This is a genomic window from Pseudomonas sp. ArH3a (genome assembly GCF_022648765.1).
Classification (GTDB): Bacteria; Pseudomonadota; Gammaproteobacteria; order Pseudomonadales; family Pseudomonadaceae; genus Aquipseudomonas.
Map to the genome: position 1 here is coordinate 98,127 of NZ_CP080330.1, position 25,862 is coordinate 123,988.

The window sequence follows — 25,862 nt, forward strand, 5'->3', positions numbered from 1 at the left end:
ATCGCTTGAAAAAGCACAGCGCCTACCGAATAACAGTTCAGAAGGGCGAAATATTCCCCATTCCTGCGCTTTCACCGCAATCAGAAACACAGTTGCGCGAAAAAGCCGCATAACAGCCGCGATTTGCCGACCAAATGAGTATCGGGAGGTCGTCGCGGCGCCGGCGTCTCGATATACTCGGCCCCTGCAAGCGCAAGACCCGCAGTCTTGAGAGGCTGCTGTGCCAAAACGTCGTTGGTGCCATCCAGCCGATTTGGCAGAGTTTCCCTTTAGTACGCCTTACGAGAAACGCATCGAGCGGTGTATGTTGGTGCTGAAACGTTTTTCCAGAAGACGGCTATCCACTTGAACTACCCATGACGCGTCACGGGTCAGAGGCACCCTCGCATGATCGAACTCGAACAAGAAGATCCAATTCCGCAAGGCGATCTCGCCCTGCAAATCACCGCGCTGCCGCGTGAAACCAACGGTTTTGGCGATATCTTCGGCGGTTGGCTGGTCTCACAGATGGACCTGGCCGGCACGGCCATGGCCAGTAAGGTTGCCGGTGGGCGTGTTGCCACCGTGGCGATAGATCGCATGGCGTTCCTGGTGCCGGTAGCCGTCGGCGCGCAACTGTCCTTCTATACCCAGGCCTTGGAAATCGGCCGCAGCTCGATCCAGATGATGGTCGAAGTGTGGAGCGACGACCCGTTGTCCAGCGAATGGCGCAAGGTCACCGAGGCGGTTTTTGTGTTCGTCGCCATCGACGGCAGCGGCCGTACGCGCTCGGTGCCATCGCGCGCGCGTTAAACATCGCCGGGTTTTGACGGTCAATTGCCCCATTGCCTGCCATTTGAGAGCACTGCTATGCCTACGCCCCACGTTGAAACCGTGAAAATCGACGCGCTGGACTGCTGGCGCATCCGCCACAACGGCGCCGAAGTGATGGTGGCCCAACAAGGCGCGCACATCTTCAGTTACCAGCGCCAGGGCGAGCAGCCGCTGATCTGGCCTAACCCTGAGGCCGTGTTCAAACAGGGCAAAGGCATTCGTACCGGCGTGCCGGTGTGCTGGCCGTGGTTTGGCGTGTTCGACCGCAACCCGCAGAGCGTCAAGGCGATGCGCCAGAGCGATCAGCCTGCCGGTGCCCACGGTTTTGTGCGCACGGCACTGTGGGAACTGGCCGGGACCGCGTTTGAAGGCGAGGCATTGCGCGTCGACCTGGTACTGCCGGTGCCTGCGGGCGGCTTCCCTGCCTGGCCGCATCAGGTCGACCTGAAGCTGAGCCTGCTGCTGGACGAGCAACTGCATATCCGCCTGACCAGCCACAACCGTGGCACCGACACGGTGACCCTCAGCCAGGCGCTGCACACCTATTTCGCCGTGAGCGATGTGCGCAACGTGCAGGTCGAAGGCCTCGACGGGCGGGCGTATATCGACACCGCCGATGGCTGGAGCCACAAACAGCAATCCGGCCTGCTGCACTTCAGTGCCGAGACCGACCGTATTTACCTGGATACCCCGGCGCAGTTGAGCATTGTCGATAAAGACTGGCAGCGCCGCATCCAGCTGACCAGCCAGGGTTCGAACTCGACGGTGGTCTGGAACCCCTGGACCGAACGTGCCAAGGCCTTTGACGACATGGCCGATGATGGCTGGCAGGGCATGCTGTGCATCGAGACGGCGAATGTGCTGGATGACGTGGTGAGCTTGGCGCCGGGTGAAAGCCATACGCTTGGCGTGAGCATCGCCGGTATCGCCCTGTAAACCCAATCAAAAATGTGAGAGCTGGCTTGTGTGGCAGCCGGCGGTTCGGCGCTTCGACTTGCCCGCGATGCAGGCACCTCGGTGCATCAGTGAGACCGAGGCGATGCTATCGCAGGCAAGCCAGCGCCCACACAAGCCTGCCCCCACATAGAGGGGTGTTGTGGGCTTAGAGATCCGATTCCTTCACCACCCGCACCTTCCCCGCATCCAACGCATACGCCGCATCGGCGAGGTCGTTATTGACCTTCTCCACCTTCAAGGTGCCGGTGACCCACAGCGGCGTGTAGATATCATCCAGCTTCAGCCCCTTGGGATAACGCACCAGCACCAACTGGTTAGGCGGCGGTGGCGGCACGTGGATGCAGGCACCCGGGTACGGCACGAGGAAGAACAGCGTGCTGCGGCCCTTGGCATCGGTTTCCAGCGGCACCGGGTAGCCGCCGATACGGATGTTCTTGCCGTTCATGGCGGCCACGGTTTTGGTCGAATACATCACCGCCGGCAAGCCCTTGCTTTGTTTCAAGCCACCGGTGTCGGTGAACGTGCCTTGGGCTTCGGGCGAGTTGTGGTCGATCTCGGGCATGGCTTCGAGAGCTTTCTGGTCCGACAGCGGCATCAGGTCGAGCCAGTCGGTTTCCGGCAGTTCGCCAGCGTGCGCCAGGCCAGAGCCCAGCAAGAGGAGAGTCAACAGAAGACGGCGCATGGAAAGGCTCGACAAATACAGGTGGCGAGCATTCTAGCCCTCTGCGCCTGCGCAGCGCAGAGGGCTTTGTGGCTAAATTATTTTTTTCGCAGCAGACCGTAGATCACCAGCAGCACGATGGCGCCGATCAGCGCGCCGATGAAGCCTGCGCCCTGGCCCGCCTGGTAGATGCCCAGAGCCTGGCCACCGTAAGTGGCGACCAAGGAACCTGCGATACCCAGCAGGATGGTCATGATCCAGCCCATGCTGTCGTCGCCAGGCTTAAGGAAACGCGCGAGCAGACCGACGATCAAGCCGATGAAGATGGTTCCGATGATACCCATGGCATTTCCCTCTGATTGAATGTGAGCCATGCCAAAGCCTAGTCAGGCTTTGGCATCCTGCAATCAGAGAGACGACGGTGACCAATGGTTCCCGACGACCCTTGGCTTATTGCTCGGCGATCAGCGCTTCGACCTTGAGGATTTGCGCTTGCAGCGTCGCGCGGTCCTTGCAGCGCAGGTTGGCATGACCGACCTTGCGCCCGGCTTTGAAAGCCTTGCCGTAGTGGTGCAGGTGGCAGTCATCGATCGCAATCACACGCTCAACCGGCGGCACAACACCGATGAAGTTGAGCATGGCGCTCTCGCCGACCTTGGCCGTGGAGCCCAACGGCAACCCCGCCACCGCCCGCAGGTGGTTTTCGAACTGGCTGCACTCGGCGCCTTCGGTGGTCCAGTGCCCGGAGTTGTGCACGCGCGGGGCGATTTCGTTGGCCTTGAGGCCACCGTCGACTTCAAAGAACTCGAACGCCATCACACCGACGTAATCCAGCTGCTTGAGCACACGGCTGGAATAGTCTTCGGCCAGGGCTTGCAGTGGGTGGTCGGTGCTGGCCACGGACAGCTTGAGGATGCCGCTATCGTGGGTGTTGTGCACCAACGGGTAGAAGCGGGTTTCGCCATCACGGGCACGCACGGCGATCAGCGAGACTTCACCGGTGAACGGCACGAAGCCTTCCAGCAGGCAGGCGACGCTGCCCAATTCGGCAAAGGTACCGACCACATCGGCGGCGGTGCGCAGGACTTTTTGGCCCTTGCCGTCGTAACCCAAGGTGCGGGTTTTCAGCACAGCCGGCAGGCCGATGCTGGCAACAGCAGCGTCCAGGTCAGCCTGGGACTGGATGTCGGCGAAGGCCGGGGTCGGAATGCCCAGGTCCTTGAACATGCTCTTTTCGAACCAGCGGTCGCGAGCGATGCGCAAGGCTTCAGCGCTCGGGTACACCGGTACGAACTGCGACAGGAAGGCCACGGTTTCGGCCGGGACGCTTTCGAATTCGAAAGTCACCAAGTCGACTTCATCGGCCAGTTGGCGCAGATGGTCCGGGTCGCTGTAGTCAGCGCGCAGGTGTTCACCGAGGGCCGCCGCGCAAGCGTCCGGCGCCGGGTCCAGGAAAGCGAAGTTCATCCCCAACGGGGTTCCCGCCAAAGCCAGCATGCGACCCAGTTGGCCGCCACCGATTACACCGATTTTCATCAATCAATAACCTCAGGCGATGCGTGGGTCTGGATTGTCCAGGACGCTGTCTGTCTGCTCAGCACGGAATTTTTTCAGCACCGCGTGGAACTGCGGGTGCTTGGCGCCCAGGATGCTGGCGGACAGCAAAGCCGCGTTGATCGCGCCGGCCTTGCCGATCGCCAAGGTGGCCACTGGAATACCGGCGGGCATCTGCACGATGGACAACAGCGAATCCACACCCGAGAGCATCGACGACTGCACCGGCACACCGAGCACCGGCAGGTGGGTCTTGGCCGCACACATGCCTGGCAGGTGCGCTGCACCGCCGGCACCGGCGATGATCACCTCGATGCCACGGGATTCTGCTTCATCGGCATACTGGAACAGCAAATCCGGGGTGCGGTGGGCAGAGACCACTTTCACTTCATACGGAATGCCGAGTTTTTCCAGCATATCGGCGGTGTGGCTAAGGGTGGACCAATCGGACTTGGAGCCCATGATCACGCCAACCAATGCACTCATCGTCGTGCCTCTTCTCTCTGGGCGCCCGCAGGCGCGTCAAAAAACAACAAGCCACGCGGGAAATCCGGCGTGGCTTGTTGTACGAAATTTGGCCGGTTGGACCGGCCGAAGGCCGCGCAGTATACCGTAATAATTCAGATAAACAGCCCCTGGAATGACCATCTGTCTAGCCGTGCAAACCGGCGGTTTTATTGACTTTCAGGTCAGCGAAAACACCGCCGATAAACCATGGGAACGGGATCAATGTGGGAGCTGGCTTGCCTGCGATAGCATCACCTCAATATGCCTGATGTACCGAGGTGCGCGCATCGCAGGCAAGCCAGCGCCCACACTAACCGCGCTCAACGGGAGGACTCTGCGCCGCCCCACCTTCCAACTTGCGCCACAACAACCGCACGTTCGCCTTACGCACCAACGCGCAGCGATACAGGCGAATCTCCAGCGGCACGTGCCATTGCGGGCCGCCACACACCACCAACTCGCCTCGGGCCAACTCTGCCCGCACACTCAGTTGCGGCACCCAGGCGATGCCCAACCCTTCTAGCGCCATGCTCTTGAGGCTGTCGGCCATGGCGGTCTCATAGATAGTGGTAAACCGCAGGGCGCGCTGACGCAGCAACAGGTTCACCGAGCGCCCGAGAAATGCACCGGCACTGTAGGCCAGCAGCGGCACACTGCCCTCGCCTTCCAGGTCGAACAATGGCTTGCCCTCGGCATCCGCGGCGCACACCGGGAGCATTTCGGTATTGCCCAAGTGCAGCGACGGGAAGATCTCCGGGTCCATCTGCAAGGCCGCGTCGGGGTCGTAGAACGCCAGCATCAAATCGCAGCCGCCTTCGCGCAGGGCGTGCACGGCGTCGCCGACGTTGGTGGCGACCAGCCGTGTGGCGATGTTGAGGCCCTCGTTGCGCAGTTGCGCGATCCAGCGCGGGAAGAAGCCCAGCGCCAGGGAGTGGGCCGCCGCCACTTGCATGACCTCGCCCTGACCGCCTTCCAAGTGATGCAAATGGCGCAGGACTTCACCGAGCTGTTCGACCACCGTGCGCGCGGTGACCAGGAACAGTTGCCCCGCCGCCGTCAGTTCGACTGGCGTGCGCGAGCGGTTGACCAAGGTCAGGCCCAGTGCGGCCTCCAGGCTGCGGATACGTCGGCTGAACGCCGGCTGAGTGACAAAGCGCCGCTCCGCCGCCTGGGAAAAGCTGCGGGTAGCCGCCAAGGCGCTGAAGTCTTCCAGCCATTTGCTCTCAAGGTTCATCACTTCCTCCCACGGGTACGCACCATTTTGGCACACACGCCCGTCATGATAGCTGGGTCACACCTACATTATGCCGTTTGTGCATAGGCCAGTGTTTAACAGCATTGGCCCAAAAACTCCCACAAGCCTAGCATTCGCAGCGTTCCGGCCAGTTCCGGGTCCATATCGAGATGATTTCCGTCATGTCCTCCGCTGCATCATTCCGCACAGAAAAAGACCTGCTTGGCGTACTTGAAGTACCTGCTCAAGCGTATTACGGCATCCAAACCCTGCGAGCGGTGAATAACTTCCGCCTCTCGGGCGTTCCGATTTCGCATTACCCGAAATTGGTGGTCGGCCTGGCAATGGTCAAGCAGGCAGCCGCTGACGCCAACCGCGAGTTGGGCCAGCTCAGCGAAGCCAAGCACGCTGCCATCAGCGAAGCCTGTGCCCGCCTGATCCGCGGCGATTTCCACGAAGAGTTCGTGGTGGACATGATTCAAGGCGGCGCTGGCACTTCAACCAACATGAATGCCAACGAAGTCATCGCCAACATCGCGTTGGAGGCCATGGGCCACAACAAGGGCGAGTACCAGTACCTGCACCCTAACAACGACGTGAACATGGCGCAGTCGACCAACGACGCCTACCCGACTGCGATCCGTTTGGGTCTGCTGCTGGGCCATGACGCGCTGCTCGCCAGCCTCGACAGCCTGATCCAGGCGTTCGCCGCCAAAGGCGTCGAGTTCAGCCACGTGCTGAAAATGGGCCGCACCCAATTGCAAGACGCCGTGCCGATGACCCTCGGCCAGGAATTCCGTGCCTTCGCCACCACCCTTGGTGAAGACTTGGCCCGCCTGAAAACCCTGGCTCCGGAGCTGTTGACCGAAGTTAACCTGGGCGGCACCGCCATCGGCACCGGCATCAACGCCGACCCGCGTTACCAGGCCCTGGCCGTACAGCGCCTGGCCCTGATCAGCGGCCAGCCGCTGGTACCGGCTGCCGACTTGATCGAAGCCACCTCCGACATGGGCGCCTTCGTGCTGTTCTCCGGCATGCTCAAGCGTACTGCGGTGAAGCTGTCGAAGATCTGCAACGACCTGCGCCTGTTGTCCAGCGGCCCACGCACCGGCATCAACGAGATCAACCTGCCGGCACGCCAGCCAGGCAGCTCGATCATGCCCGGCAAGGTCAACCCGGTGATCCCGGAAGCGGTCAACCAAGTCGCGTTCCAAGTTATCGGTAACGACCTGGCCCTGACCATGGCAGCCGAAGGCGGCCAATTGCAGCTGAACGTGATGGAGCCGCTGATCGCTTTCAAGATCTTCGACTCGATCCGCCTGCTGCAACGCGCCATGGACATGCTGCGCGAACACTGCATCGTCGGCATCACCGCCAACGAAGCGCGCTGCCGCGAACTGGTGGAGCACTCCATCGGTCTGGTGACTGCGCTGAACCCGTACATCGGCTATGAAAACGCCACCCGCATCGCCCGCATCGCCCTTGAAAGCGGCCGCGGCGTGCTGGAACTGGTGCGCGAAGAAGGCTTGCTCGACGACGCCATGCTCGACGACATCCTGCGCCCCGAAAACATGATTGCCCCACGTTTGGTCCCGCTGAAGGCCTAACGTTTGTTGCACTGCTCACCAGGATGAGGGACTAGACACCTCTCACCTTTTGAGGGCCTGAAGGCTCGTTCTTCAGGCCCTTTTTTTTGCCTCCAGGTTGTGAAATGACGCGCATAAAAACTCCAATATCGCCCTGCAAACCCTCCTTGCCTGCAACAGCTTGGCTGAAACCTTTAATCGCCCCGTGCAGACGGATCACGCTCGCCTAGGTATAGTGCCGCCCCTCTTCGCGTCTGCGGCCGTCGGTAACGAGGCCCGGATACAGCGCGAAACCGCATGAATAACAACACCCGCAAAAGGATTGGGTCGAAGCGTCGTGCACTGCCTGGTGCTGAGCGATGCGTCGAACCGTCCTGCGTTTGCCATTAGAAAAATCAGCGAGGAACACTCCATGCTCGAAGTCATCAACGACTTCCTCTCAGGGAAAGTACTGATCGTGCTCATTGTCGGGCTCGGCGGTTACTTCACGATCCGCTCGCGTTTCGTACAGTTGCGTCACTTTTTCCACATGTTCTCGGTGTTTAAAGACAGCCTGAAGAGCAGCGCCGGCCAACTCAGTTCGTTCCAGGCGCTGATGCTCAGCCTGGCCGGCCGCGTGGGTGCCGGTAATATCGCCGGTGTCGGCATTGCCGTGACCCTGGGTGGCCCGGGTGCCGTGTTCTGGATGTGGGTCACCGCACTGGTGGGCATGTCTTCGAGCTTTATCGAATGCTCCCTCGGCCAGCTGTACAAGCGCACTGACGCTGAAGGCACTTACCGTGGCGGCCCGGCCTATTACATTCAGCACGGCCTGCACAAACGCTGGTTGGGCATGGTCATGGCGTTCCTGTTGCTGGTGACCTTCGGTTTCGCCTTCAACGGCCTGCAAGCCCACGCCGTGACGCACTCGCTGAACAACGCCTTCGGCCTCGACACCACCTACACCGGCCTCGCGCTGGCCGTATTGCTGGGCCTGGTGTTCATCGGTGGGATCAAGCGCATCGCCTCGATTGCCGACCTGCTGGTGCCGGTCAAGACCCTGGTCTACATCGCTGTGACCCTGTACGTGATCGTGCTGCAATTCGACCACGTGCCGGCCATGCTCGCGACCATCGTCAAGAGCGCGTTCGGCCTCGACCAAGCCTTCGGTGGCCTGGTAGGCAGCGCGATCATCATGGGCGTGAAGCGCGGCGTGTTCGCCAACGAAGCCGGTTTGGGCAGTGCGCCTAACGTGGCCGCAGTGGCTTCGGTAGAACACCCGATCGCCCAAGGCGTGGTGCAAGCGTTCAGCGTGTTCCTCGACACCTTCGTGATCTGCACCTGCACCGCGCTGCTGATCCTGCTCTCCGGTTTCTACACCCCAGGCTTTGAAGGCGACGGCATTGCCCTGACCCAGAACTCCCTGGCGGCCGTGGTCGGCGACTGGGGCCGGATGTTCATCTCGGTGGCCCTGGCGTTGTTCGTATTCACCTCGATCATGTACAACTACTACTTGGGCGAGAGCAACCTGCGCTTCCTGGTCGGCAACAACCGCAAGGTGTTGATGGGCTACCGCGCACTGGTGCTGGTGCTGATTTTCTGGGGTTCCATCGAGAACCTTGGCACCGTGTTCGCCTTCGCCGACATCACCATGACCATGCTCGCGTTCGTCAACCTGTTCGCCCTGGCGTTCCTGTTCAAGATCGCCATGCGCATCCTGAATGACTACGACAACCAGCGCGCAGCGGGCATCAAGACCCCGGTGTTCGACTCCAGCCAGTTCCCTGACCTGGACCTGGACCGCAAGGCCTGGCCTGCGAACCCGGCGAAGCCTGAGCCTGGCGCTCAAGCATCGGCTGAACTCAACGCTCAAGCGCAACGCTAAGCGTCGTAAGCCTAGATAGATGACACGCCGCCCGGCCTTGGGCATGCTCAGGGCCCGGCGGCGTTTTTCGTTCAGGAGATTGTTCAATGCAACCAGCTAACAACGTGATGGTGCTCTACACCGGTGGCACCATCGGCATGCAGGCCAGCGCCAACGGCCTGGCGCCTGCGTCGGGTTTTGAAGCGCGCATGCGCGAACAGCTTGCCAACCTGCCAGTGCCCACCTGGCGCTTTCGCGAAATGTCGCCACTGATTGACAGCGCCAACATGACCCCGGCCTATTGGCAGCGCCTGCGCGTCGCCGTGATCGAGGCCGTGGACGAGGGCTGCGACGCGGTGCTGATCCTGCACGGCACCGACACCCTGGCCTACAGCGCAGCGGCCATGAGTTTCCAATTGCTGGGCCTGCCGGCACCGGTGGTGTTCACCGGCTCCATGTTGCCCGCCGGCGTGCCCGACAGCGATGCCTGGGAAAACGTCAGCGGCGCCCTGCAAGCCTTGGGCGAAGGCCTGACACCGGGCGTGCACCTGTACTTCCACGGCGCGCTGATGGCGCCGACCCGCTGCGCAAAAATCCGCAGCTTCGGCCGCCATCCATTTGCCGCACTGCAACGCAACGGCGGCGCAGCCAAGGCCGATGCACTTCCAGCAGCTCTGGATTATCGCCAACCCAAGGCCCTGGCCAACGTCGGTGTATTGCCGCTGGTACCAGGCATCGCCGCCGGGCAACTGGATGCGTTGATCGACAGTGGCATCCAGGCGTTGGTCCTCGAATGTTTTGGCAGCGGCACAGGGCCCAGCGACAACCCGGCGTTTCTCGCCGGCCTGCAGCGCGCACGGGATAAAGGGATTGCAGTGGTGGCAATCACCCAATGCCATGAAGGCGGCGTGGAGCTGGATGTGTACGAAGCCGGCAGCCGTTTGCGCGGCGTTGGCGTACTGTCCGGCGGCGGCATGACCCGCGAAGCAGCCTTCGGCAAGCTCCATGCGTTGATCGGCGCAGGCCTTGCCACACACGAAATCCGCCGCTTGGTGGAGCTGGACCTGGGTACGGACTCGCACCCTAGATAAGTACCTCCCATCCCGTCTTGCCGCTTTCTAGCATGGAAACCCCGAGCGTAATTACCGGGTTGTTCCCATCAATCGGCAAGACAGGGATGCACCATGACCACTCCAAGCACCACCACGCAGGATGCAGAGTCCGAAGACATCACACAGAAGCTGATCACCCAGCTGTGTGTCGGTCCCTCGATAACGGAGGCTGCTGGCGAACTGCTGCGCGAAGCGTTAGACAAACAGTATCCAGACCTGCATATCAACCCGGATACCACTGTACTGGGTACGCCGGCCTGGGAGCTCGTCGACGACAAGATCATCTCTGCCCCCGCGCATTATCAAACCCTCAGCGCTGTGCTGGCCAGGCAAGCCGTGCGGCAAGTGCCGACGCTGTGCATCGAAGGCGAACATTTTCTCACCCGGCTCCCGCTGACCGAACCTGCAGTTAACTTGCCGGTACGCATTGTTGAAGTCGCCAACACGATCAACAGGTTGGCACCCGTCCTGTTCCAGGCGCTCAAGGAACAGCTGGTGGTTTTCTGGAACACCAGCAACGGCAGTGGCCCTCGCTGGCGAGAACTTGCCAATACACTGCGCAAAGCCTGGAATGTGCAACACGTGGACGAGTGGACCGACGCAGACTGTCAATTGGCTCGCAGTTTGTACCTCTCTCCCACACCGGCGAACCGAAAGCCCGACGATCCACTGCAGCTTCGCGCATGCATGATCGACGTTGACCTTATGAGCGGCACCAAAGTCACCCACACCCCACAGGTATTTATCGCCGTGCTGCTGGGGCAGTCCGCGGGGAAACCCGTCATCCTCTGCCACTCGCTCGATGGATACAAAAAATTCGCCACCTTGGATCAACTGGGCGAGTACCTGGCGACGCTGGTGTACCAGCCCGTACCCTATGAGCGCCTGCAGTGGCAACTGTACGAACCCACCGAGAATTTTTTCGAGCACTTGGCCTGCTCCCTGGTCGCATTGCAAATCGACGCTCTCACCACCACCTCCCCTGGCACGTCGGCCACGCCGAGCACACACCCACTGGGCGCACTGGCGGGGACGCCTGGACAGGTAACTCCCAAGGGGCCGGATCTTGCGTGGTATCAGCAATCACTGCCGGACTGGCTCGCCCAGGCCTCCACGTCGGACCAGGCGTTTTATTCACGGCATCTCAAGGACCTGGCCGCGCTGAACAGCCTGAATGCGGGAAAAACCTACCAGGACGACATCCCCTCTATCCAACGGTACGCTCAGGACAGGCTCAAGGCTCAGATCATCAAGGAACATCCCGACGCTGCGAACCTGCCCCTGGACACCCTGACCATCGAGATCAAAAGCCTGATTGTCTGGGGCTTGTTCACAGTCCCGGGGCAGTTCGAAACCACCACCTTCAGCCTGGCCGATCTGGCCCTGCAAAACCTGATCGCGTTGCCCGTCGGTAACCAAAGCCTGCGCATGCACACGCGCAAAGCCCTGCCTGTGTGGCTGACCGTCGACTACGTGAAAACGCTCATTGCCCAAGTCGATATCGGCACCGCCTACCCCGCACTGATACACCGCAAATTGATAGACGACGCTGCCGAATCGGCGCGGCGTAAAATCTTGTACACCCAACACCTGCGCATCCAACTGCCGCTGCTGGCTTTGCAATACAAAATCCGCCAAGAAGCCGGGATCGACGAGCGTGGCTATCGCTATGTGGCCGCCGTCATGCGAGCTGACGCCAGCGACCGTTATGTCGACGGGCAAGCCATCGTCATCAGGTATCTGGCCTTTGTGCCCAAACGTCGGCAGCCCAGTGTCCAGGACGTGGTGAGCAACATGTACGTCATCGGCCCACAAAATGCCGAAGCCGGTCCCTGCCTGCTGTATCGCCCGCTGTTCGATCCGGTGCTGATTCAATATCCGTCACAGGCAAACCTGCTGTACGCCATCGCACAGTCTCGGGATCTACGAAACTCGGTGCTCGCCTGGCTGCCGGACTCGGTGCGCTCTGATTACACCAACTACGTATTTCCCGGCGACCTGCCGTCACCTTGGGCCGTGGCCGATCTTCTGGTAGAACCTGACAAGCTCTGGACCTTCACCGGCCCCATGAGCCTTGGCCAACAAGCCCTCAACGACGATCCGTTCACCACGTTGTTTGATGCCAACGCCCAGGCACTGGTCGAGCTGGCGGACCGCCAATCGGTCTCCAATGCCGAAAACCGCTGGGCCACGCTCAAACAGGCCGGCTGGCTGATCTTCAATTCAGCCTTGCCGTTTTTGGGCCGTATCGCCGGCACCGGGGCCTGGATCTGGCAGATCGTCGATCAAGTGCAAACGCTGGTCGACGCACATGAACACGACGAACAGCAAGCGCAATGGTCGGCGCTTACCGATGTATTGCTCAACCTGGGCATGGCCATCACCTTACATGTCGCCACCCGTGCCCATCCTGGCGCGGCCTCTACTAAGGTTGAGCCACAAACACCTCATCTCCCCGCTGAAAAGCCGGTTACCGTAGAGCAATTACCTACGCGCACCACAGAACAGGCGCCTTCTGGTCACGAACTCGCACTGAACAACAGTGGCGCGCTCACTCGTACCGCCAGCAGCCTGGCGACCTTGCTGGACAGTTTCAACACTGACAGACCCACTGACCTGCCCGCAGTCATCACCGCAGAAGGCAGTGCATACCGACATCTTTATCTGCTGGAAAACCACTACTACGCCCCAGTGGGCACACGCTGGTTTGAAGTGACGCTGGACGGCGACGATACCGTCGTTATCGTCGACCCCAAGCAGCCCAATCGGACGGGACCACCGCTGATTAACAGTGCCAAGGGCGAGTGGTTCATCGACACCCGGTTACGCCTGCGCGGTGGCGGGCGTAAAAGCACACAGAAAAGCGCCTTGGAGGAGGCAAAGGCCAAGGCCATTGAGCTACGCACAAAATTGGCAGCATTCGAAACCACCAAAAAAGTTGCACAGCGCGACCTGCAACAGGCTTTCGATGCCATGACCGAAGGCCCCAGCACTTCGGCCCAGGCCCAGGCCAAACGCCAGGCCTACCTGGGTAAACTCGACAGTCAACGTTCGGACTACGAAGAGGCACGACAACAGCTGATGACCTTGCATGTCTTTACCCCGGTCGCTGACTTTCAGAAAACAGCGCTGGGTTATGTAAAGGCGCAAATGGAGCTCAACGAGGCGGGCCTCAGAGAGCTGCAAACCACGTTCACTCCGCAACTCAATACCGTCTTGGACCAGCTCGAAACCCCGTCAGCATCAAGCCAGGCAAGCCGCGTAGCGGACGCGCGATTAGTCACTGACATGAGTGACGACATCATCATGCGCCTGGATTACGCAAAATCGCGCTTCGCTGAGCTACGGCCCCTGGCACGCCAAGGCTTGCACATGATTCAGAGCAGCAAAAGCCGGCTGCCCACCTACACCAGCGACGACCTTCGAGCCTTGAAAGTGACGCTGGCGCGAAATTTATGCCTGCAACCGCACTCCATCACTACTGAACCTGCGGCCTGGACCCTGATCGGCGACATTGTCGATGGTGCAGACCTTGCCGTGCAGACCCTGCGTGACGCCCTGCAAGAACGTAGCGAAGTACGTTTGGACGAGCGTATTGAAACGTTGAGCAGCCTGGTCGAGCAATTCCAATTCATTGATGAGCGCCTGCAGGATTTTCCTGAGGACTATTCCGAACAAACCCTGACCGCGCCTGTTGGAAACCTGCGTGAAATGCTCCGCAGCTTCGCTGATAGGGCCACCGCCGAACTTGCGCCTCTGCACGTTCAGCAGGAGCACCGGCGCATCCGCCCCACACCGCCGCCTACACCGCCAAGAGCAGTCAAACAGTTCATTCACACACGCTTCAACGGTGTGTTGATAGGCGAGCCGCGCTTGACCGCAGTGGGTCTGGAGACCGAATTTGTCGATATCAAGTCTCCGCTGACCCATAAGACCCTGGCCACCTTTCATGAGAAAACCCCAGGAGTGTGGGTCGAGCACATTGAGGGCCACACCACGCCCGCACCCGCCGCACCTACCATTGAAACCAGTCTGGCCAACGGCCAAGCGTTATTGGACCAACTGCCTACGTTTCAGGCGCGTGCCGATGAGCAAATAAACAAACCCTCGCGCACACCCATCGGCATCGAACACATGTTTCATCAACATGCCCAAGTGCTTGAGAAGGCCGATCAGGCCATCGAAGATGCGCTGACCCAAGCCAATGTCACGGAAAGCCACCAGCCGTCGGCAGCCAGGCTGCGCAAACAACTCGACACCGCAGCTCAAGCGCTTTACGAGCAAGCCAAACAGCAGGTGCAGAAGATGATCATGCAACAGGCGCCCACCCTGTCAGGTGTTGAATGGCTCAAGAACAACAACATCATCACTATCAAAAAAACCGTAAAGCGGCACCGTCTCAAAAGTGCCAAGAAAGATTATTTGGATGAGTACACCCTCACCGATGAGACCACCGGCACAACCCTCTGGTATGCGCATTTCCATTACTCAAGCACCGACGCACCGGCCGATAGATTTTTATCCGCCCGCTTGAAAACCCCACAAGAGCAAGCACAGGGCACGGCGGCTGATGATGTTCAAGGGCTCAACGCACAGCAACGAGTCGCGTTCTACCGCAGTACCATTAACCTGACACAAGCCAAGCGCTTGTTTTTCCGCCTTAAGCCCGAATAACAGGCGCCTGCGGTAACGGCATATAACTTGCTCCAGCCAGGTAAACCCGGGCTGGAGCCAGCATGCTGCATTCACACCTGACTACCCTCAATGCCGTCTCGCGGGTGTTGGACACCTTCAAGGCCGAAGGCGTGGCCTTCGAAGCGTTGCTGGCCGGCAGCGGCATCTGCAGCGCCGACCTGCAGCGCGCCGACACACGTATCACCACCCACCAAGAGATGCGCGTGTGTGCCAACGCAGTGGCCTTGCGCCGGGACGTTGGCCTGGAACTGGGGCGACGCATGCATGTGTCGTCCTATGGCATGCTCGGTTACGCCCTGCTCACCAGTGCCACCTTCGGTGACGCTTTGCGCCTCGCGCTGCGCTACCCGGCGCTACTGGGAACACTGTTTGAATTGAGCCTGGAGCAAGACGGACAACGCATCTGGTTCACCGCCAGCGATTACCGCGAGGCCCCCGCGCTGGCTGCGTTCAATGTCGAGCTGTGCCTGGTCTCGCTGAAAGTCATTTGTGACGACCTGCTCGGCCAGCCTCTACCGCTGCTGCGCGCGCGTTTTGAATACTCAAGCCCCGACTATCAGGGGCGTTATGCAGAGTACTTCGACTGCCCGCTGGAATTTTCAGCCCACGCCAATGGGTTCGCTTTCGATCGGCGCTGGCTCGACCACCCGCTGCCGTTGGCGGATGCCATCACCCACCGGGCAATCGCCGAACGCTGCCGCAAACAGAACACCGAGTTCACCGGGCGCCAGGCGTGGCTGGAACGGGTTCGCCAATTGCTCAGCGCACAGCTGCACGCCGCGCCAGGTGTTGATGGGCTGGCCGAGCAGATGAACTGCTCACCGCGCACCTTGCGCCGACACCTGCATGAGTTGGGTTGCAGCTATCAGGGGCTGCTGGACGACCTGCGCTTTGAACGCGCCAAACAGTTGCTGGGCGCCGATGAACTGCCGATCTATCGAATTTCCGAGCTGTTGGGCTTCAGTGAAACCGCCAGTTTCAGGCATGCCTTTGTGCGCTGGAGCGGCGTGGCGCCGAGCCAATTTCGACCATGATGCCCCATTGAGGGGCGAATTTCGGACAGACAATTTGGCCATATTCATCCCCTTTTGGCCGCTCCTGCCATTCTCATAAACCGCATCCGCCGCAAGACTGCATCCACTGATACAGCCTGCGGAGAACAACAAATGCTGACGATCTACTCGGACGATCACCACCTGCATCACGGCCGTTGCGAATTGATGGACGGGCAACTGATGCCCTGCTTCGAAATGCCCTCGCGCGCCGACCATGTGCTGCAACGGGTCAAGGACCGCGACCTGGGCCCGGTGCAGGCGCCGCAGGACTTTGGCCTGGCGCCGCTGCACCGCATTCATAGCCGCGACTACCTCGACTTTTTCAAAGGTGCCTGGCAGCGCTGGACCCAATTCGGTAAGGACGGCGACCTGTTGCCCTACACCTGGCCCGCCCGCACCTTGCGCCGGGTAATCCCCACCAGCCTGCACGGCCAGCTGGGTTATTACAGCTTTGATGGCGGCGCGCCGATTACCGCCGGCACTTGGCAAGCGGCGTATAGCGCGGCGCAAGTGGCGCTCACGGCACAGCAGGCCATCGCGCAAGGTGCCAACGCCGCCTTTGCCCTGTGTCGCCCGCCTGGGCATCACGCCGCCAGCGATTTGATGGGCGGTTATTGCTACCTCAACAACGCGGCGATTGCCGCCCAGGCGTTTCTCGACCAAGGCTATAAAAAAGTCGCGATCCTCGATGTGGATTACCACCACGGTAACGGCACCCAGTCGATTTTTTATGCCCGCAGCGACGTGCTCTTCACCTCGATCCACGGCCACCCGGAGGCGGAGTTCCCGTTCTTCCTGGGCTACGCCGATGAGCTGGGTGAAGGCGCAGGCGTTGGTTTCAACTTCAACTATCCGCTGGCCGCAGGTTCCGGCTGGGAGCGCTGGAGCGCAGCCCTAGAGCAAGCCTGCCGGGAGATCGAGCGCTACGGCGCCGATGTCATCGTGGTGTCCTTGGGTGTGGACACGTTCAAGGACGACCCCATTTCACAGTTCAAACTCGACAGCCCCGACTACCTGGCGATGGGTGCGCGCATCGCCCAACTGGGCAAGCCGACGCTGTTTGTGATGGAAGGTGGCTACGCCGTGGAAGAAATCGGCATCAACGCCGTCAACGTGCTCGAAGGTTTTGAGGAGTCCGCCCAATGAACATGCTCAAGTCGCTCGTCCTCTGTGCTGCGGTTATCGGCGGCGCGGCCCACGCCGAAGAGAAACCCCTGAAGGTCTACAACTGGTTCGATTACATCACGCCCAAGGCGCTTGAAGACTTCAAGGCACAGAACCCCAAGATCAAGCTGGTGTACGACATCTTCGACACTAACGAAGCCCTGGAAGCCAAGCTGCTCACCGGCAACTCCGGCTATGACGTGGTGGTGCCCTCCAATGTGTTCCTGGCCAAACAGATCGAAGCTGGCGTGTTCCAGCCATTGGATCGCAGCCAGTTGCCGAACTGGAACCACCTCGACCCCAAGCTGATGAAGCTGATCGAGGCTAACGACCCCGGCAATAAATTTGCCGTGCCCTACATGTACGGCACCATCCTCATCGGCTTCAACCCGGCCAAAGTCAAAGCAGCGCTGGGCGATAACGCGCCGGTAAACAGTTGGGACCTGATCTTCAAGGAAGAGAACATCAGCAAGCTCAAGCAATGCGGTGTGGCGTTGCTGGATTCACCTTCGGAGATCCTGCCCCTGGCCTTGCAGCACCTGGGCCTGGACCCCAACAGCAGCAACCCCAAGGATTACGTCAAGGCCGAAGCGCTGCTGATGAAGATCCGCCCGTACATCACCTACTTCCACTCGTCCAAATACATGGCCGATATCGCCAACGGCGACATCTGCGTGGCTGTTGGTTATTCGGGCAGTTTTTCCCAGGCCGCCAACCGCGCCAAAGAGGCCAAAAATGGCGTGACCGTGGACATGCGCCTGCCCAAAGAAGGCGCGCCGATCTGGTTCGACATGCTCGCCATTCCCAAGGGCGCGCAAAACCCGCAGGACGCCTACACCTTTATCAACTACCTGCTGCAACCGCAGGTGATCGCACCGGTCAGCGACTTTGTCGGCTACCCCAACCCGAACAAGGACGCCACCGAACTGGTCGACCCGGCGATCCGCAATAACCCCAACCTGTACCCGACCGAAGCCGCCATGAACACGCTCTACACCCTCAAGCCACTGGGGCGTGACGCGGAACGAGCCCGGACGCGGGCCTGGACCAAGATCAAGTCAGGGACCTGAACCGATAGGCGAACGGCGGGTGCCCCATGCCTGCCGTAAGCGCGTCAGCGCCAGGGCGATGTCCGCCTCAGGCACCGCGGCGAAGCCCAGCACCAGCCCGGCACGCTGATCGGCGGGCGTGGTGGATTGGGGTAGCCAATAGCTGCTCAAACCGTTGACCTCGACGTCCGCCGCATGCGCCTGGGCCAGCAATTGCTGCTCGCGCGCCAAGCTGTCCACGCGCACCGTCAAGTGCAGCCCGGCGGCGACACTGGGCAGTTCGCCGACACCTGGCAAGCCACTGGGCCAACCGGCGAGCAAGGCGTTGCGTCGGCTCAATGCGGCACGCCGCATCCGGCGAATGTGCCGCTGGAAATGCCCGGCCGCCATGAACTCCGCCATCACCGCCTGGGTACTGACTTCGGAATGGCGCATGTCCACGGCGCGCCGGCGGGTAAAGGCGTCCACCAATCCTTGCGGCAGTACCAGGTAACCCAGACGCAAGGCGGGGAACGCCACCTTGCCGAAGGTGCCGACGTACAGCACTCGCCCACTGCGATCCAGCGCCGCCAAAGGTGACAGAGGCGCGCCGCTGTAGCGGTATTCGCCGTCGTAGTCGTCCTCGATGATCCAGCCGCCTGCACGCTCGGCCCAGGCCAGCAATTCCAAACGTCGCGCCAGGCTCATTACCACGCCCAATGGGTATTGATGGGACGGCGTGACATACGCCACACGACAATCCTTGAGCGTGTTTAGCACCTGGCAGTCGATGCCCTCGCCATCCACCGGCACACCCTGCAATCGCCCGCCGGCCAAAGCGAACGCGTGGCCTGCCGCACGATAGCCCGGATTCTCCACCGCCACCCCATCGCCGGGCTCTACCAGCAACTGTGCACAAAGGCTAATTGCCTGTTGCGCGCCGCAGGTGATCACAATTTGCTCAGCGGTGCACTGCATGCCTCGCGAGCTGCGCAGGTAAGCGGCGATCAAACCGCGCAGACGGCCGTCACCTGCCGGGTCACCGTAGCAGAGCTGTTGCAAGTCAGGCTTGCGCCAGAATGCCCCATTCAGCTTGGCCCATACCTCAAACGGAAACAGATCAAAGGCCGGCACACCCACACGAAACGCCCGAGGCGGCCCCGAGGGAGGCAGGGACAGGTGGTTATTTTTTACCCGCGTCAAACCCGCGCTGTGGATAACTTCACTGTCCAGATCTTCCGGCAAATCCGCCCACTTTGTGGATAAGGTTGGGGATAAGCCTGTTGAAAACCCTGTGGATAGTTTTGTGGATAGTTTTTTTGCCGTGGGCAGTTGGGCTACATAAGTACCATCGCCGACCCGGCTCTCAATAAACCCCTCCGCATACAGCTGATCGTAGGCACGCACCACGCTGTTACGCGAGATCGACAGCGCGGCCGCCAAGTCACGGGTGGCGGGCAAGCGTGTGCCGCTGACCAGCCGCCCATCCAGCACCCGCTGGCGCAAGGCGTCATACAGTTGGCGCGTCAGCCCCTGGCGGCGATCCAGCTCGATACCTGCGGGGTTGAATGACAGTGGCGGCGAGATCGACGGCATATTGGACCTATGAAATTGGCGCTAGATGGCTCTTACAACGAACCATTAGCCTGCCTAGGATGCAGGCATTCGCCAAGGAATATTTCCATGTACAGACCCCGCGCTTTTGCTCTCGACGATTTGCCCGAACTGCACCAGCTGATCCAGCACGCGCGCTTGGCGCAGTTGGTGACCTTTGGTGAGCAAGGCCTGCAAGCCAGCCACTTGCCGCTGCTGCTGAACCCTGATGAAGGCCCGAACGGCACGCTCTACGGGCACCTGGCCAAAGCCAACCCGCAGTGGCGTGACCTGCAAAACGGCAGCGAAGCCCTGGTCATTTTTGCCGGCGCCGATGCCTATATCAGCCCGGCGTTCTACCCGGCCAAGGCCGAGCACGGCAAAGTGGTGCCGACCTGGAATTACATCGCGGTGCATGCGTACGGCAAGGCAGAAGTATTTACCGACGCCGAGCGTTTACTCGCCTTGGTCACGGCACTCACCGATCGCCACGAAGGCGGCCGCGCCCAGCCGTGGAAAGTCAGCGACGCCCCGGCCGACTACATTGACGGCATGCTCAAGGCCATCGTCGGTTTCGCCCTGCCCATCGAGCGCCTGATCGGCAAGCGCAAACTCAGCCAGAACCGCAGCCAAGCCGATATCAACGGCGTGCGCGAGGGCCTGGCTGCCAGCATCGATGTGCGCGACCAGACCCTCGCGCGCTTTATTCCCCAAGGAGCTTCAGAATGAGCCAGATCGACATCCGCCAGGTCACTGCCTCCGACCACGCCGCGTGGCTGCCGCTGTGGCAGGCGTACTTGACGTTCTACAACACCGAACTGCCCGACGCCGTTAGCCAAAGCACCTGGCAACGCTTGATCGATGCCAACGAGCCGACGCACTCGGCCCTGGCCTGGCAGGACGGCAAGGCGGTGGGCATGGTCAACTTCATCTACCACCGCTCCAACTGGAGCATCGAGAATTCCTGCTACCTGCAGGACCTGCTGGTGGACCCGGCCCAACGCGGCACCGGCGTGGGCCGCAAGCTGATCGAATTCGTCTACGCCACCGCCAAGGCCGATGGTTGCTGCAAGGTCCACTGGTTGACCCACGAGACCAATGCCACGGCGATCCAACTCTACGAACGCATTGCCGAACGTCCTGGCTTTATCCAATTTCGCAAAGGTCTTTAAGGAGCGCAGCATGCCTATCTCACCCGCCGACTGGAAAGGCGTCCCAGCGCCCACCGTTGAACTGCTCGAAGGGCGTTTTATCCGCCTGGAAAAACTCGACCCCGCGCGCCATGGCGACGGCCTGTGGCAAGCCCTCGAAGGCCCCGGCGCCGACCCGAAGCTCTGGGACTATTTGCCCTACGGCCCGTTTGCCGAACGCACCGCGTTCGATGCCTGGCTCAACAACCATGCCCAGCACAGCGAACCGTATTTCTTCAGCGTGATCGACCGCCAAAGCGGCGACGTGCAGGGCATCCTCAGCCTGATGTCCATCGTCCCGGCCCAGGGCCGCATCGAAATCGGCCACGTCACCTTCGGCGCACCGATGCAGCGCTCGCCGAAAAGCACCGAGGCGGTCTACCTGCTGGCCAAGTACGCGTTCGAGCAGGGCTACCGTCGCCTGGAATGGAAGTGCAACAACGGCAATGCCCGCTCCAAATACGCGGCGGAGCGCTTGGGCTTCAGTTTTGAAGGCGTGTTCCGCCAGCACATGGTGGTCAAGGGGCAGAACCGCGATACCGCATGGTATTCGATCCTGGATTCGGAATGGCCGACGGTTGGGGCAGGGTTTGAGGAGTGGTTGTCGCAGGCGAACCAGAGTGGTTCCGGCCAACTGAAAACACTGGCCGAGTGCCGAGCCTGACGTTGCAAAACACTCTAGATTAATGTGGGAGCCGGGCTTGCCCGCGATGGCGGCCGGTCAGCACTGCAGATGCTGGCTGACACACCGCCATCGCGGGCAAGCCCGACTCCCACATTAGATTTCAGCGATTCCAAGCTTTGGGCTCAGCCGCCTTTACCCACCTTCCAGCCCAACGCCTTCAAGGCATCACACCCATACTGCAACAACAGATGCGCTGCCGAAGCGACATGTTGCAGGTCAGCGCCTTCGGCCAACTCGGTACTTAAACAGGTGATGCTATTGAGCAGATCGCGGGCCGCCTGAATGCGCTGAGTGGCGGTTTCAAACAACTCACAGGCTTCGACGTCGTCATTGATGAAGAAAACGGGATTGCAGCTGATATTGCTGTCTAGCGGGGTGTAGGTAGGCATGGCTCTATCTCATTTATTTAAATGAAAACGACCACCCATTGCGGCTAAACAAATTAGGTGGCAGCTGTACGAGGGTTAGCCGACCGGGAAAAATGAAAAACCCGGCACACCCGAAGGTGTCCCGCGCACAGCCGCCATAGACAAAACTGCCAGGCAACAAAAAGCGCCACGTCTGAACGGGCGCTTGTGCATCATTTTTTCCCGACCGGCTAAAGTCGGTCACCGATAATTCGGCGACGACTGAACTATAGGTGAGCCATGAAGGGATACAAACGCCCAAGGAGACGATAAACGCAGATAACTCCTTTTCCTACAAACTTCTGCGAACCTTCATCACACCCATCTTCCATCCAAAGGGGCGGAACACGGCATTCAGCGACTTCAACGTCTGATTTCCCTCGCCCTGTTCGATATGCACCAAAGTACGCACCGAGATTTTGCACATTCGCGCAAACTTAATTTGATTCAACGCCGTCACCTCGACACGTAGACGGCGAACTGCTTCACCGATCTCTATAGTTCCTTCAGAAAGTCCCTCCAGAATGCTATCCATCAACAGCATTCGCTCATCAATACTCATCGTCATAAGGCAGCAACTTTCTCGTATCAATGGAGGCTGACGGAAAAACTGCAATGTAATGCAGTTGCGAGATCAAACAAGCACGGATATCTGCATTATATTGCAGATTACCCCCTGTCATCTCCCCGACACACTCCTGCAATCCCCCTCCGCTATACAGGTCGACTCGTTTCCATAACAAGGTCGTCTGCCATGCCACCGTCGCCCCACCGCCTCGCACTCGCCATCACTTTATTGGCCAGCGGTCTCGCTGAGGCGGCGCCCACGCCGACCAAAACCTTGCAGATCGACACACCGACCACCACGGCGCAAACCCTGACCGGCAGTGATTCGTTGACGACCTCGGGGCCGGGCAGCATTACCACGCCCGGCGTGGCCGTCACGCTCAAGGATGGCACCAGCGGCGCGGGCGTGGTGATCACCAACGCGGGCAAGCTGGTCTCCTCCGGCGGGCGTGGTATCGACAGTTCGGGGACTATCACCGGGGCGCGCAACTACAGCCTCTATAACCTCGCGGGTGGCGTGATTCAGGGCGCCAACGACGCGCTGCGCATCAACAGCAACTTTGCCAGCGGCAGATTGTTGATCGACAACAGCGGCACCATTCGCTCGGCCACCGGCCAAGGGCTGGACCTGGATGCGATCCGCAGCGCCAACGTCACGACCACTATCATCAACCGCGCAGGCGGGTTGATTCGTGGCGATGCCAGTGACGGCATGAAGACCGGCGCCAACGCCAGCATCACCAACGATGGCGAGATTTCGACCGGCGATACGTTCTCGCGCGACGACAAATTCGACGGCGTCGATATCGACTCCGCCACCGGCGTGACGGTGACCAACTATGGCCTGATTTCCGGTGGCCGCCACGGCATCACCACCGACCTGGGCGCGACGCTGACCAACTACGGCACGGTGATCGGCCGCAACGGTTCGGGCTTTGGCTCTGATGGCGACGGCACGGTGATCAACCACGGCACCATCACCGGCGCCTACTCCGGGCTGCAACCGGACGGCGACGGCGATGGCGTGGACATCGACAAAATCGCGCATGTCGAAAACTACGGAATCATCCAAGGCATCGGCGCCGGTGGCGTCGACAAAAACGGCTTTGCCAACGGCAGTGAAGGCATCGCCCTGGGCGGCGGCTATGTGTACAACGCCGGCGGCGCGTTGGTCAGCGGCGCCAATAACGCGATTCTGGTGGACGACGGCAGCGACGGCCCGGGCCTTGCCGCCACCACGCTGGAAAACCACGGCACCATCCAAGGCCTGAACGGCTTTGGCGTGAAGTTCGTCGGCAACTTCGCCGACACCGTGATCAACGGCGGCACCATCAGCGGCAGCAACGGCCTGGCCCTGGATCTGGGCGGCGGCAATGACACGTTGGTGTTGCTCGGCGGCAGCCGCTTTGTCGGGCTGGTGGACGGTGGCGCCGGCTATGACCGGCTGAGCATGGATGACGCCGCAGGCGGCAGTTTCGGTGACAGCCGCAACTTCGAATGGCTGGACGTGAAACAAGGCACTTGGACCCTCACCGGCAGCGGCGATTTCAGCGATGGCGGCGAGATTTTCAGTGGCGCCAAGCTGATCAACCAAGGCGGCATTGCCGGTCACGTGACGGTCGATGCCGGCGGTATTTATGCCGGTGGCGGCACGGTGGGCAGCCTGGTGGTCAATGGCACGCTGCAGACCAACACGGCGCTGGGCACCGCGACCATCACCCGCGACCTGACCCTGGGCAGCGGCGCCACCCTGGCCTATGGTGTGAACGCCGACGGCAGCAGCGCACCGATCAAGGTCGGCGGCACGGCCAACCTCAATGGCGCGACCTTGGCGGTCAACCCCGGTGAGGGCACATACCCCTGGCAAAGCCACTACACCGTGCTGCAAGCCGCCAGCATCAACGGCACCTTTGGCAAGGTCACCAGCGACTATGCATTCCTGACCCCGAGCCTGGATTACAGCCCCACCCAAGTCGGCCTGACGTACGCCCGTAATGACATCGCTTTCAGCCAGTTCGCCAGCACCAGTAACGGTGCCAGCGCGGCCAACAGCCTGGCGGGGCTGGGCAAGAACAACCCGCTGTACAACGCCCTGCTCAATACCACCACGGCCATCGCAGGCTCAGCCATCGAGCAACTGGCCGGCAGCAGCACCGCCAACCTCACCAGCGCCACCCTCGGTGCCAGTGCCCAAGTGGGCAGCAGCATGCTGGCGGCGATGCACCAGCTAGGCGGCGGCGCAGGCTTGCTGGTCGGGCTTGAGCAAAAAGACACACCCGTGCTCGCCGCCACTGGTGTACCCGCGCAAGCACGCAACCTCAACGACCCGAACGCCCGTGGCCGTCTGTGGCTGCAAGGCATCGGGAGCTACGGCAAACTCGACGGCGACCACGGCAGCAATGGCCTGACCCAACGTACCAAAGGTACTGTGCTCGGTGCCGACTGGGCGCTCGACAGCGACTGGCGCGTGGGCGTGCTGGGTGGCTATTCGAAAACCGACCTGAACACCACCGGTGTCGATGGCAGTGTCGACAGCTGGCACGCCGGCGTCTACGCCCTGCGCCAAAACGGGCCGCTGGCCTTGCGCCTGGGCGCGGCCTACAGCGGGCACCAGGGCGACAGCAAGCGCACGGTGGCCTTCAACGGTTTCAGCGACCGCCCCACAGGCGACTATGACGCCAACAGCCAGCAAGCCTTCGCCGAACTGGGTTACGCCATGGGCAGTGGCCGCCTGAGTGCCGAGCCGTTTGCCAACCTCGGCTACCAGCGCTACCAGCGTGACAGCTACAACGAAAAAGGCGGCGCCGCCGCGCTGCATGTCGACGGCCAGACCCAGGATAATTTCAGCAGCACGTTCGGTGTGCGCCTGGCGCACCTGAGCCAGCTGGACAACGGCATCAGCCTCACGCCACGCGTGAGCGCCGGCTGGAAGCACACCTACGGTGATGTCGACAGCAACACGCGCCAGGCTTTCCTGGCTGGCGGCACGGCGTTCAACGTCGAAGGCAGCGCCCTGGACCGCAACAGCCTGCTGCTCGAAGCCGGGCTGGACGTCGGCTTGTCGGCCCGCCACAGCCTGGGCCTTGGCTACACCAGCGAACTGGGCAGCAACAGCCGCAACCATGCGCTGACAGGCCAATGGCTGATGCGTTTTTAATCGCGCCGTACTAGAGACAACTCCCGCAAAACAGGGGTCGATGACCTGACAGTT

At 60.9% G+C, this 25,862-nt stretch carries 21 protein-coding genes; 13 read left to right on the forward strand and 8 right to left on the reverse strand.

The window, feature by feature from the left end; all coding sequences use genetic code 11:
- Nucleotides 1-387 precede the first annotated feature (387 nt).
- Nucleotides 388-792: an acyl-CoA thioesterase gene (locus K0P33_RS00440; RefSeq protein ID WP_010566936.1), complete on the forward strand. Its 405-nt coding sequence runs from the start codon at nt 388-390 to the stop codon at nt 790-792.
- 57 nt (nt 793-849) lie between these two features.
- A complete protein-coding gene (locus K0P33_RS00445; protein ID WP_242153525.1) occupies nt 850-1,749 on the forward strand; it encodes a D-hexose-6-phosphate mutarotase in 900 nt (299 codons plus the stop codon).
- Between the two features lie 166 nt (nt 1,750-1,915).
- On the opposite strand, the gene K0P33_RS00450 is transcribed toward K0P33_RS00445, so the two are convergent.
- The 5 genes from K0P33_RS00450 to K0P33_RS00470 form a co-directional block, all read right to left on the reverse strand.
- Entirely contained in the window at nt 1,916-2,452 is a 537-nt protein-coding gene (locus K0P33_RS00450) for a DUF3299 domain-containing protein (RefSeq protein ID WP_094948995.1), read from the reverse strand.
- A gap of 77 nt (nt 2,453-2,529) precedes the next feature.
- On the reverse strand, nt 2,530-2,775 hold the full coding sequence (locus K0P33_RS00455; protein ID WP_010168336.1) for a GlsB/YeaQ/YmgE family stress response membrane protein: 246 nt from the start codon (nt 2,773-2,775) through the stop codon (nt 2,530-2,532).
- Nucleotides 2,776-2,881: 106 nt separating this feature from the next.
- Nucleotides 2,882-3,967 carry a 5-(carboxyamino)imidazole ribonucleotide synthase gene (locus K0P33_RS00460; protein ID WP_083356067.1) on the reverse strand — a complete coding sequence of 362 codons (1,086 nt, stop codon included), beginning with the start codon at nt 3,965-3,967 and terminating at the stop codon, nt 2,882-2,884.
- A 12-nt stretch (nt 3,968-3,979) separates the two neighbouring features.
- Entirely contained in the window at nt 3,980-4,471 is a 492-nt protein-coding gene (gene purE, locus K0P33_RS00465; protein ID WP_003195648.1) for a 5-(carboxyamino)imidazole ribonucleotide mutase, read from the reverse strand.
- 331 nt (nt 4,472-4,802) lie between these two features.
- On the reverse strand, nt 4,803-5,726 hold the full coding sequence (locus K0P33_RS00470; RefSeq protein ID WP_094948996.1) for a LysR substrate-binding domain-containing protein: 924 nt from the start codon (nt 5,724-5,726) through the stop codon (nt 4,803-4,805).
- Between the two features lie 182 nt (nt 5,727-5,908).
- On the opposite strand from K0P33_RS00470, the gene aspA reads away from it, so the two are divergent.
- The 7 genes from aspA to K0P33_RS00505 all read left to right on the forward strand — a co-directional run bounded on the left by aspA (nt 5,909) and on the right by K0P33_RS00505 (nt 18,251).
- Entirely contained in the window at nt 5,909-7,333 is a 1,425-nt protein-coding gene (aspA, locus tag K0P33_RS00475) for an aspartate ammonia-lyase (RefSeq protein ID WP_053258714.1), read from the forward strand.
- Nucleotides 7,334-7,724: 391 nt separating this feature from the next.
- Nucleotides 7,725-9,176 carry an alanine/glycine:cation symporter family protein gene (locus K0P33_RS00480; protein WP_094948997.1) on the forward strand — a complete coding sequence of 484 codons (1,452 nt, stop codon included), beginning with the start codon at nt 7,725-7,727 and terminating at the stop codon, nt 9,174-9,176.
- Nucleotides 9,177-9,262: 86 nt separating this feature from the next.
- On the forward strand, nt 9,263-10,246 hold the full coding sequence (locus K0P33_RS00485) for an asparaginase (RefSeq protein WP_094948998.1): 984 nt from the start codon (nt 9,263-9,265) through the stop codon (nt 10,244-10,246).
- Between the two features lie 93 nt (nt 10,247-10,339).
- Nucleotides 10,340-14,941 carry a hypothetical protein gene (locus tag K0P33_RS00490; RefSeq protein WP_242153527.1) on the forward strand — a complete coding sequence of 1,534 codons (4,602 nt, stop codon included), beginning with the start codon at nt 10,340-10,342 and terminating at the stop codon, nt 14,939-14,941.
- Between the two features lie 62 nt (nt 14,942-15,003).
- On the forward strand, nt 15,004-15,996 hold the full coding sequence (locus tag K0P33_RS00495) for an AraC family transcriptional regulator (RefSeq protein ID WP_242153529.1): 993 nt from the start codon (nt 15,004-15,006) through the stop codon (nt 15,994-15,996).
- Nucleotides 15,997-16,128: 132 nt separating this feature from the next.
- Nucleotides 16,129-17,163, forward strand: coding sequence for a histone deacetylase family protein (locus K0P33_RS00500; RefSeq protein ID WP_242153531.1), 1,035 nt, complete (start codon nt 16,129-16,131; stop codon nt 17,161-17,163).
- Nucleotides 17,160-18,251, forward strand: a complete 1,092-nt coding sequence (locus tag K0P33_RS00505) for a polyamine ABC transporter substrate-binding protein (RefSeq protein WP_242153533.1) — start codon at nt 17,160-17,162, stop codon at nt 18,249-18,251. The genes K0P33_RS00500 and K0P33_RS00505 overlap by 4 nt, the downstream gene beginning before the upstream one ends.
- Here the strand turns inward: K0P33_RS00505 and K0P33_RS00510 are convergent.
- Nucleotides 18,240-19,805, reverse strand: a complete 1,566-nt coding sequence (locus K0P33_RS00510) for a PLP-dependent aminotransferase family protein (protein WP_242153535.1) — start codon at nt 19,803-19,805, stop codon at nt 18,240-18,242. The genes K0P33_RS00505 and K0P33_RS00510 overlap by 12 nt on opposite strands.
- Nucleotides 19,806-19,892: 87 nt before the next feature.
- Between K0P33_RS00510 and K0P33_RS00515 the strand changes: the two genes are divergently transcribed.
- The 3 genes from K0P33_RS00515 to K0P33_RS00525 are packed head-to-tail and all read left to right on the forward strand — an operon-like array spanning nt 19,893 to nt 21,656.
- On the forward strand, nt 19,893-20,531 hold the full coding sequence (locus tag K0P33_RS00515) for an FMN-binding negative transcriptional regulator (protein ID WP_094949004.1): 639 nt from the start codon (nt 19,893-19,895) through the stop codon (nt 20,529-20,531).
- A complete protein-coding gene (locus K0P33_RS00520) occupies nt 20,528-20,974 on the forward strand; it encodes a GNAT family N-acetyltransferase (protein WP_242153537.1) in 447 nt (148 codons plus the stop codon). Before K0P33_RS00515 ends, K0P33_RS00520 begins: the two co-directional genes overlap by 4 nt.
- A 10-nt stretch (nt 20,975-20,984) precedes the next feature.
- A complete protein-coding gene (locus K0P33_RS00525) occupies nt 20,985-21,656 on the forward strand; it encodes a GNAT family protein (protein ID WP_242153539.1) in 672 nt (223 codons plus the stop codon).
- Nucleotides 21,657-21,799: 143 nt separating this feature from the next.
- Here K0P33_RS00525 and K0P33_RS00530 read toward each other — a convergent pair whose 3' ends face one another.
- Nucleotides 21,800-22,066 (reverse strand): hypothetical protein, encoded by a 267-nt coding sequence (locus K0P33_RS00530; protein WP_242153541.1) that lies wholly within the window; start codon nt 22,064-22,066, stop codon nt 21,800-21,802.
- A 310-nt stretch (nt 22,067-22,376) separates the two neighbouring features.
- The gene (locus K0P33_RS00535; protein WP_242153542.1) at nt 22,377-22,652 is read right to left on the reverse strand and encodes a transcriptional regulator; all 276 of its coding nucleotides are present in this window, start codon (nt 22,650-22,652) and stop codon (nt 22,377-22,379) included.
- 186 nt (nt 22,653-22,838) lie between these two features.
- On the opposite strand from K0P33_RS00535, the gene K0P33_RS00540 reads away from it, so the two are divergent.
- Nucleotides 22,839-25,808, forward strand: a complete 2,970-nt coding sequence (locus tag K0P33_RS00540; RefSeq protein ID WP_242153544.1) for an autotransporter outer membrane beta-barrel domain-containing protein — start codon at nt 22,839-22,841, stop codon at nt 25,806-25,808.
- Nucleotides 25,809-25,862 lie beyond the last annotated feature (54 nt).

Coding starts and splice junctions, on each gene's coding strand:
- K0P33_RS00480 (WP_094948997.1), top strand. CDS start 7,725: ATGCTCGAAGTCATCAACGACTTCCTCTCAGGGAAAGTACTGATCGTG.
- K0P33_RS00515 (WP_094949004.1), top strand. CDS start 19,893: ATGTACAGACCCCGCGCTTTTGCTCTCGACGATTTGCCCGAACTGCAC.
- K0P33_RS00500 (WP_242153531.1), top strand. CDS start 16,129: ATGCTGACGATCTACTCGGACGATCACCACCTGCATCACGGCCGTTGC.
- K0P33_RS00485 (WP_094948998.1), top strand. CDS start 9,263: ATGCAACCAGCTAACAACGTGATGGTGCTCTACACCGGTGGCACCATC.
- K0P33_RS00520 (WP_242153537.1), top strand. CDS start 20,528: ATGAGCCAGATCGACATCCGCCAGGTCACTGCCTCCGACCACGCCGCG.
- aspA (WP_053258714.1), top strand. CDS start 5,909: ATGTCCTCCGCTGCATCATTCCGCACAGAAAAAGACCTGCTTGGCGTA.
- K0P33_RS00440 (WP_010566936.1), top strand. CDS start 388: ATGATCGAACTCGAACAAGAAGATCCAATTCCGCAAGGCGATCTCGCC.
- K0P33_RS00530 (WP_242153541.1), bottom strand. CDS start 22,066: ATGCCTACCTACACCCCGCTAGACAGCAATATCAGCTGCAATCCCGTT.
- K0P33_RS00450 (WP_094948995.1), bottom strand. CDS start 2,452: ATGCGCCGTCTTCTGTTGACTCTCCTCTTGCTGGGCTCTGGCCTGGCG.
- purE (WP_003195648.1), bottom strand. CDS start 4,471: ATGAGTGCATTGGTTGGCGTGATCATGGGCTCCAAGTCCGATTGGTCC.
- K0P33_RS00495 (WP_242153529.1), top strand. CDS start 15,004: ATGCTGCATTCACACCTGACTACCCTCAATGCCGTCTCGCGGGTGTTG.
- K0P33_RS00490 (WP_242153527.1), top strand. CDS start 10,340: ATGACCACTCCAAGCACCACCACGCAGGATGCAGAGTCCGAAGACATC.
- K0P33_RS00470 (WP_094948996.1), bottom strand. CDS start 5,726: ATGAACCTTGAGAGCAAATGGCTGGAAGACTTCAGCGCCTTGGCGGCT.
- K0P33_RS00455 (WP_010168336.1), bottom strand. CDS start 2,775: ATGGGTATCATCGGAACCATCTTCATCGGCTTGATCGTCGGTCTGCTC.
- K0P33_RS00445 (WP_242153525.1), top strand. CDS start 850: ATGCCTACGCCCCACGTTGAAACCGTGAAAATCGACGCGCTGGACTGC.
- K0P33_RS00540 (WP_242153544.1), top strand. CDS start 22,839: ATGCCACCGTCGCCCCACCGCCTCGCACTCGCCATCACTTTATTGGCC.
- K0P33_RS00460 (WP_083356067.1), bottom strand. CDS start 3,967: ATGAAAATCGGTGTAATCGGTGGCGGCCAACTGGGTCGCATGCTGGCT.
- K0P33_RS00505 (WP_242153533.1), top strand. CDS start 17,160: ATGAACATGCTCAAGTCGCTCGTCCTCTGTGCTGCGGTTATCGGCGGC.
- K0P33_RS00525 (WP_242153539.1), top strand. CDS start 20,985: ATGCCTATCTCACCCGCCGACTGGAAAGGCGTCCCAGCGCCCACCGTT.
- K0P33_RS00535 (WP_242153542.1), bottom strand. CDS start 22,652: ATGACGATGAGTATTGATGAGCGAATGCTGTTGATGGATAGCATTCTG.
- K0P33_RS00510 (WP_242153535.1), bottom strand. CDS start 19,805: ATGCCGTCGATCTCGCCGCCACTGTCATTCAACCCCGCAGGTATCGAG.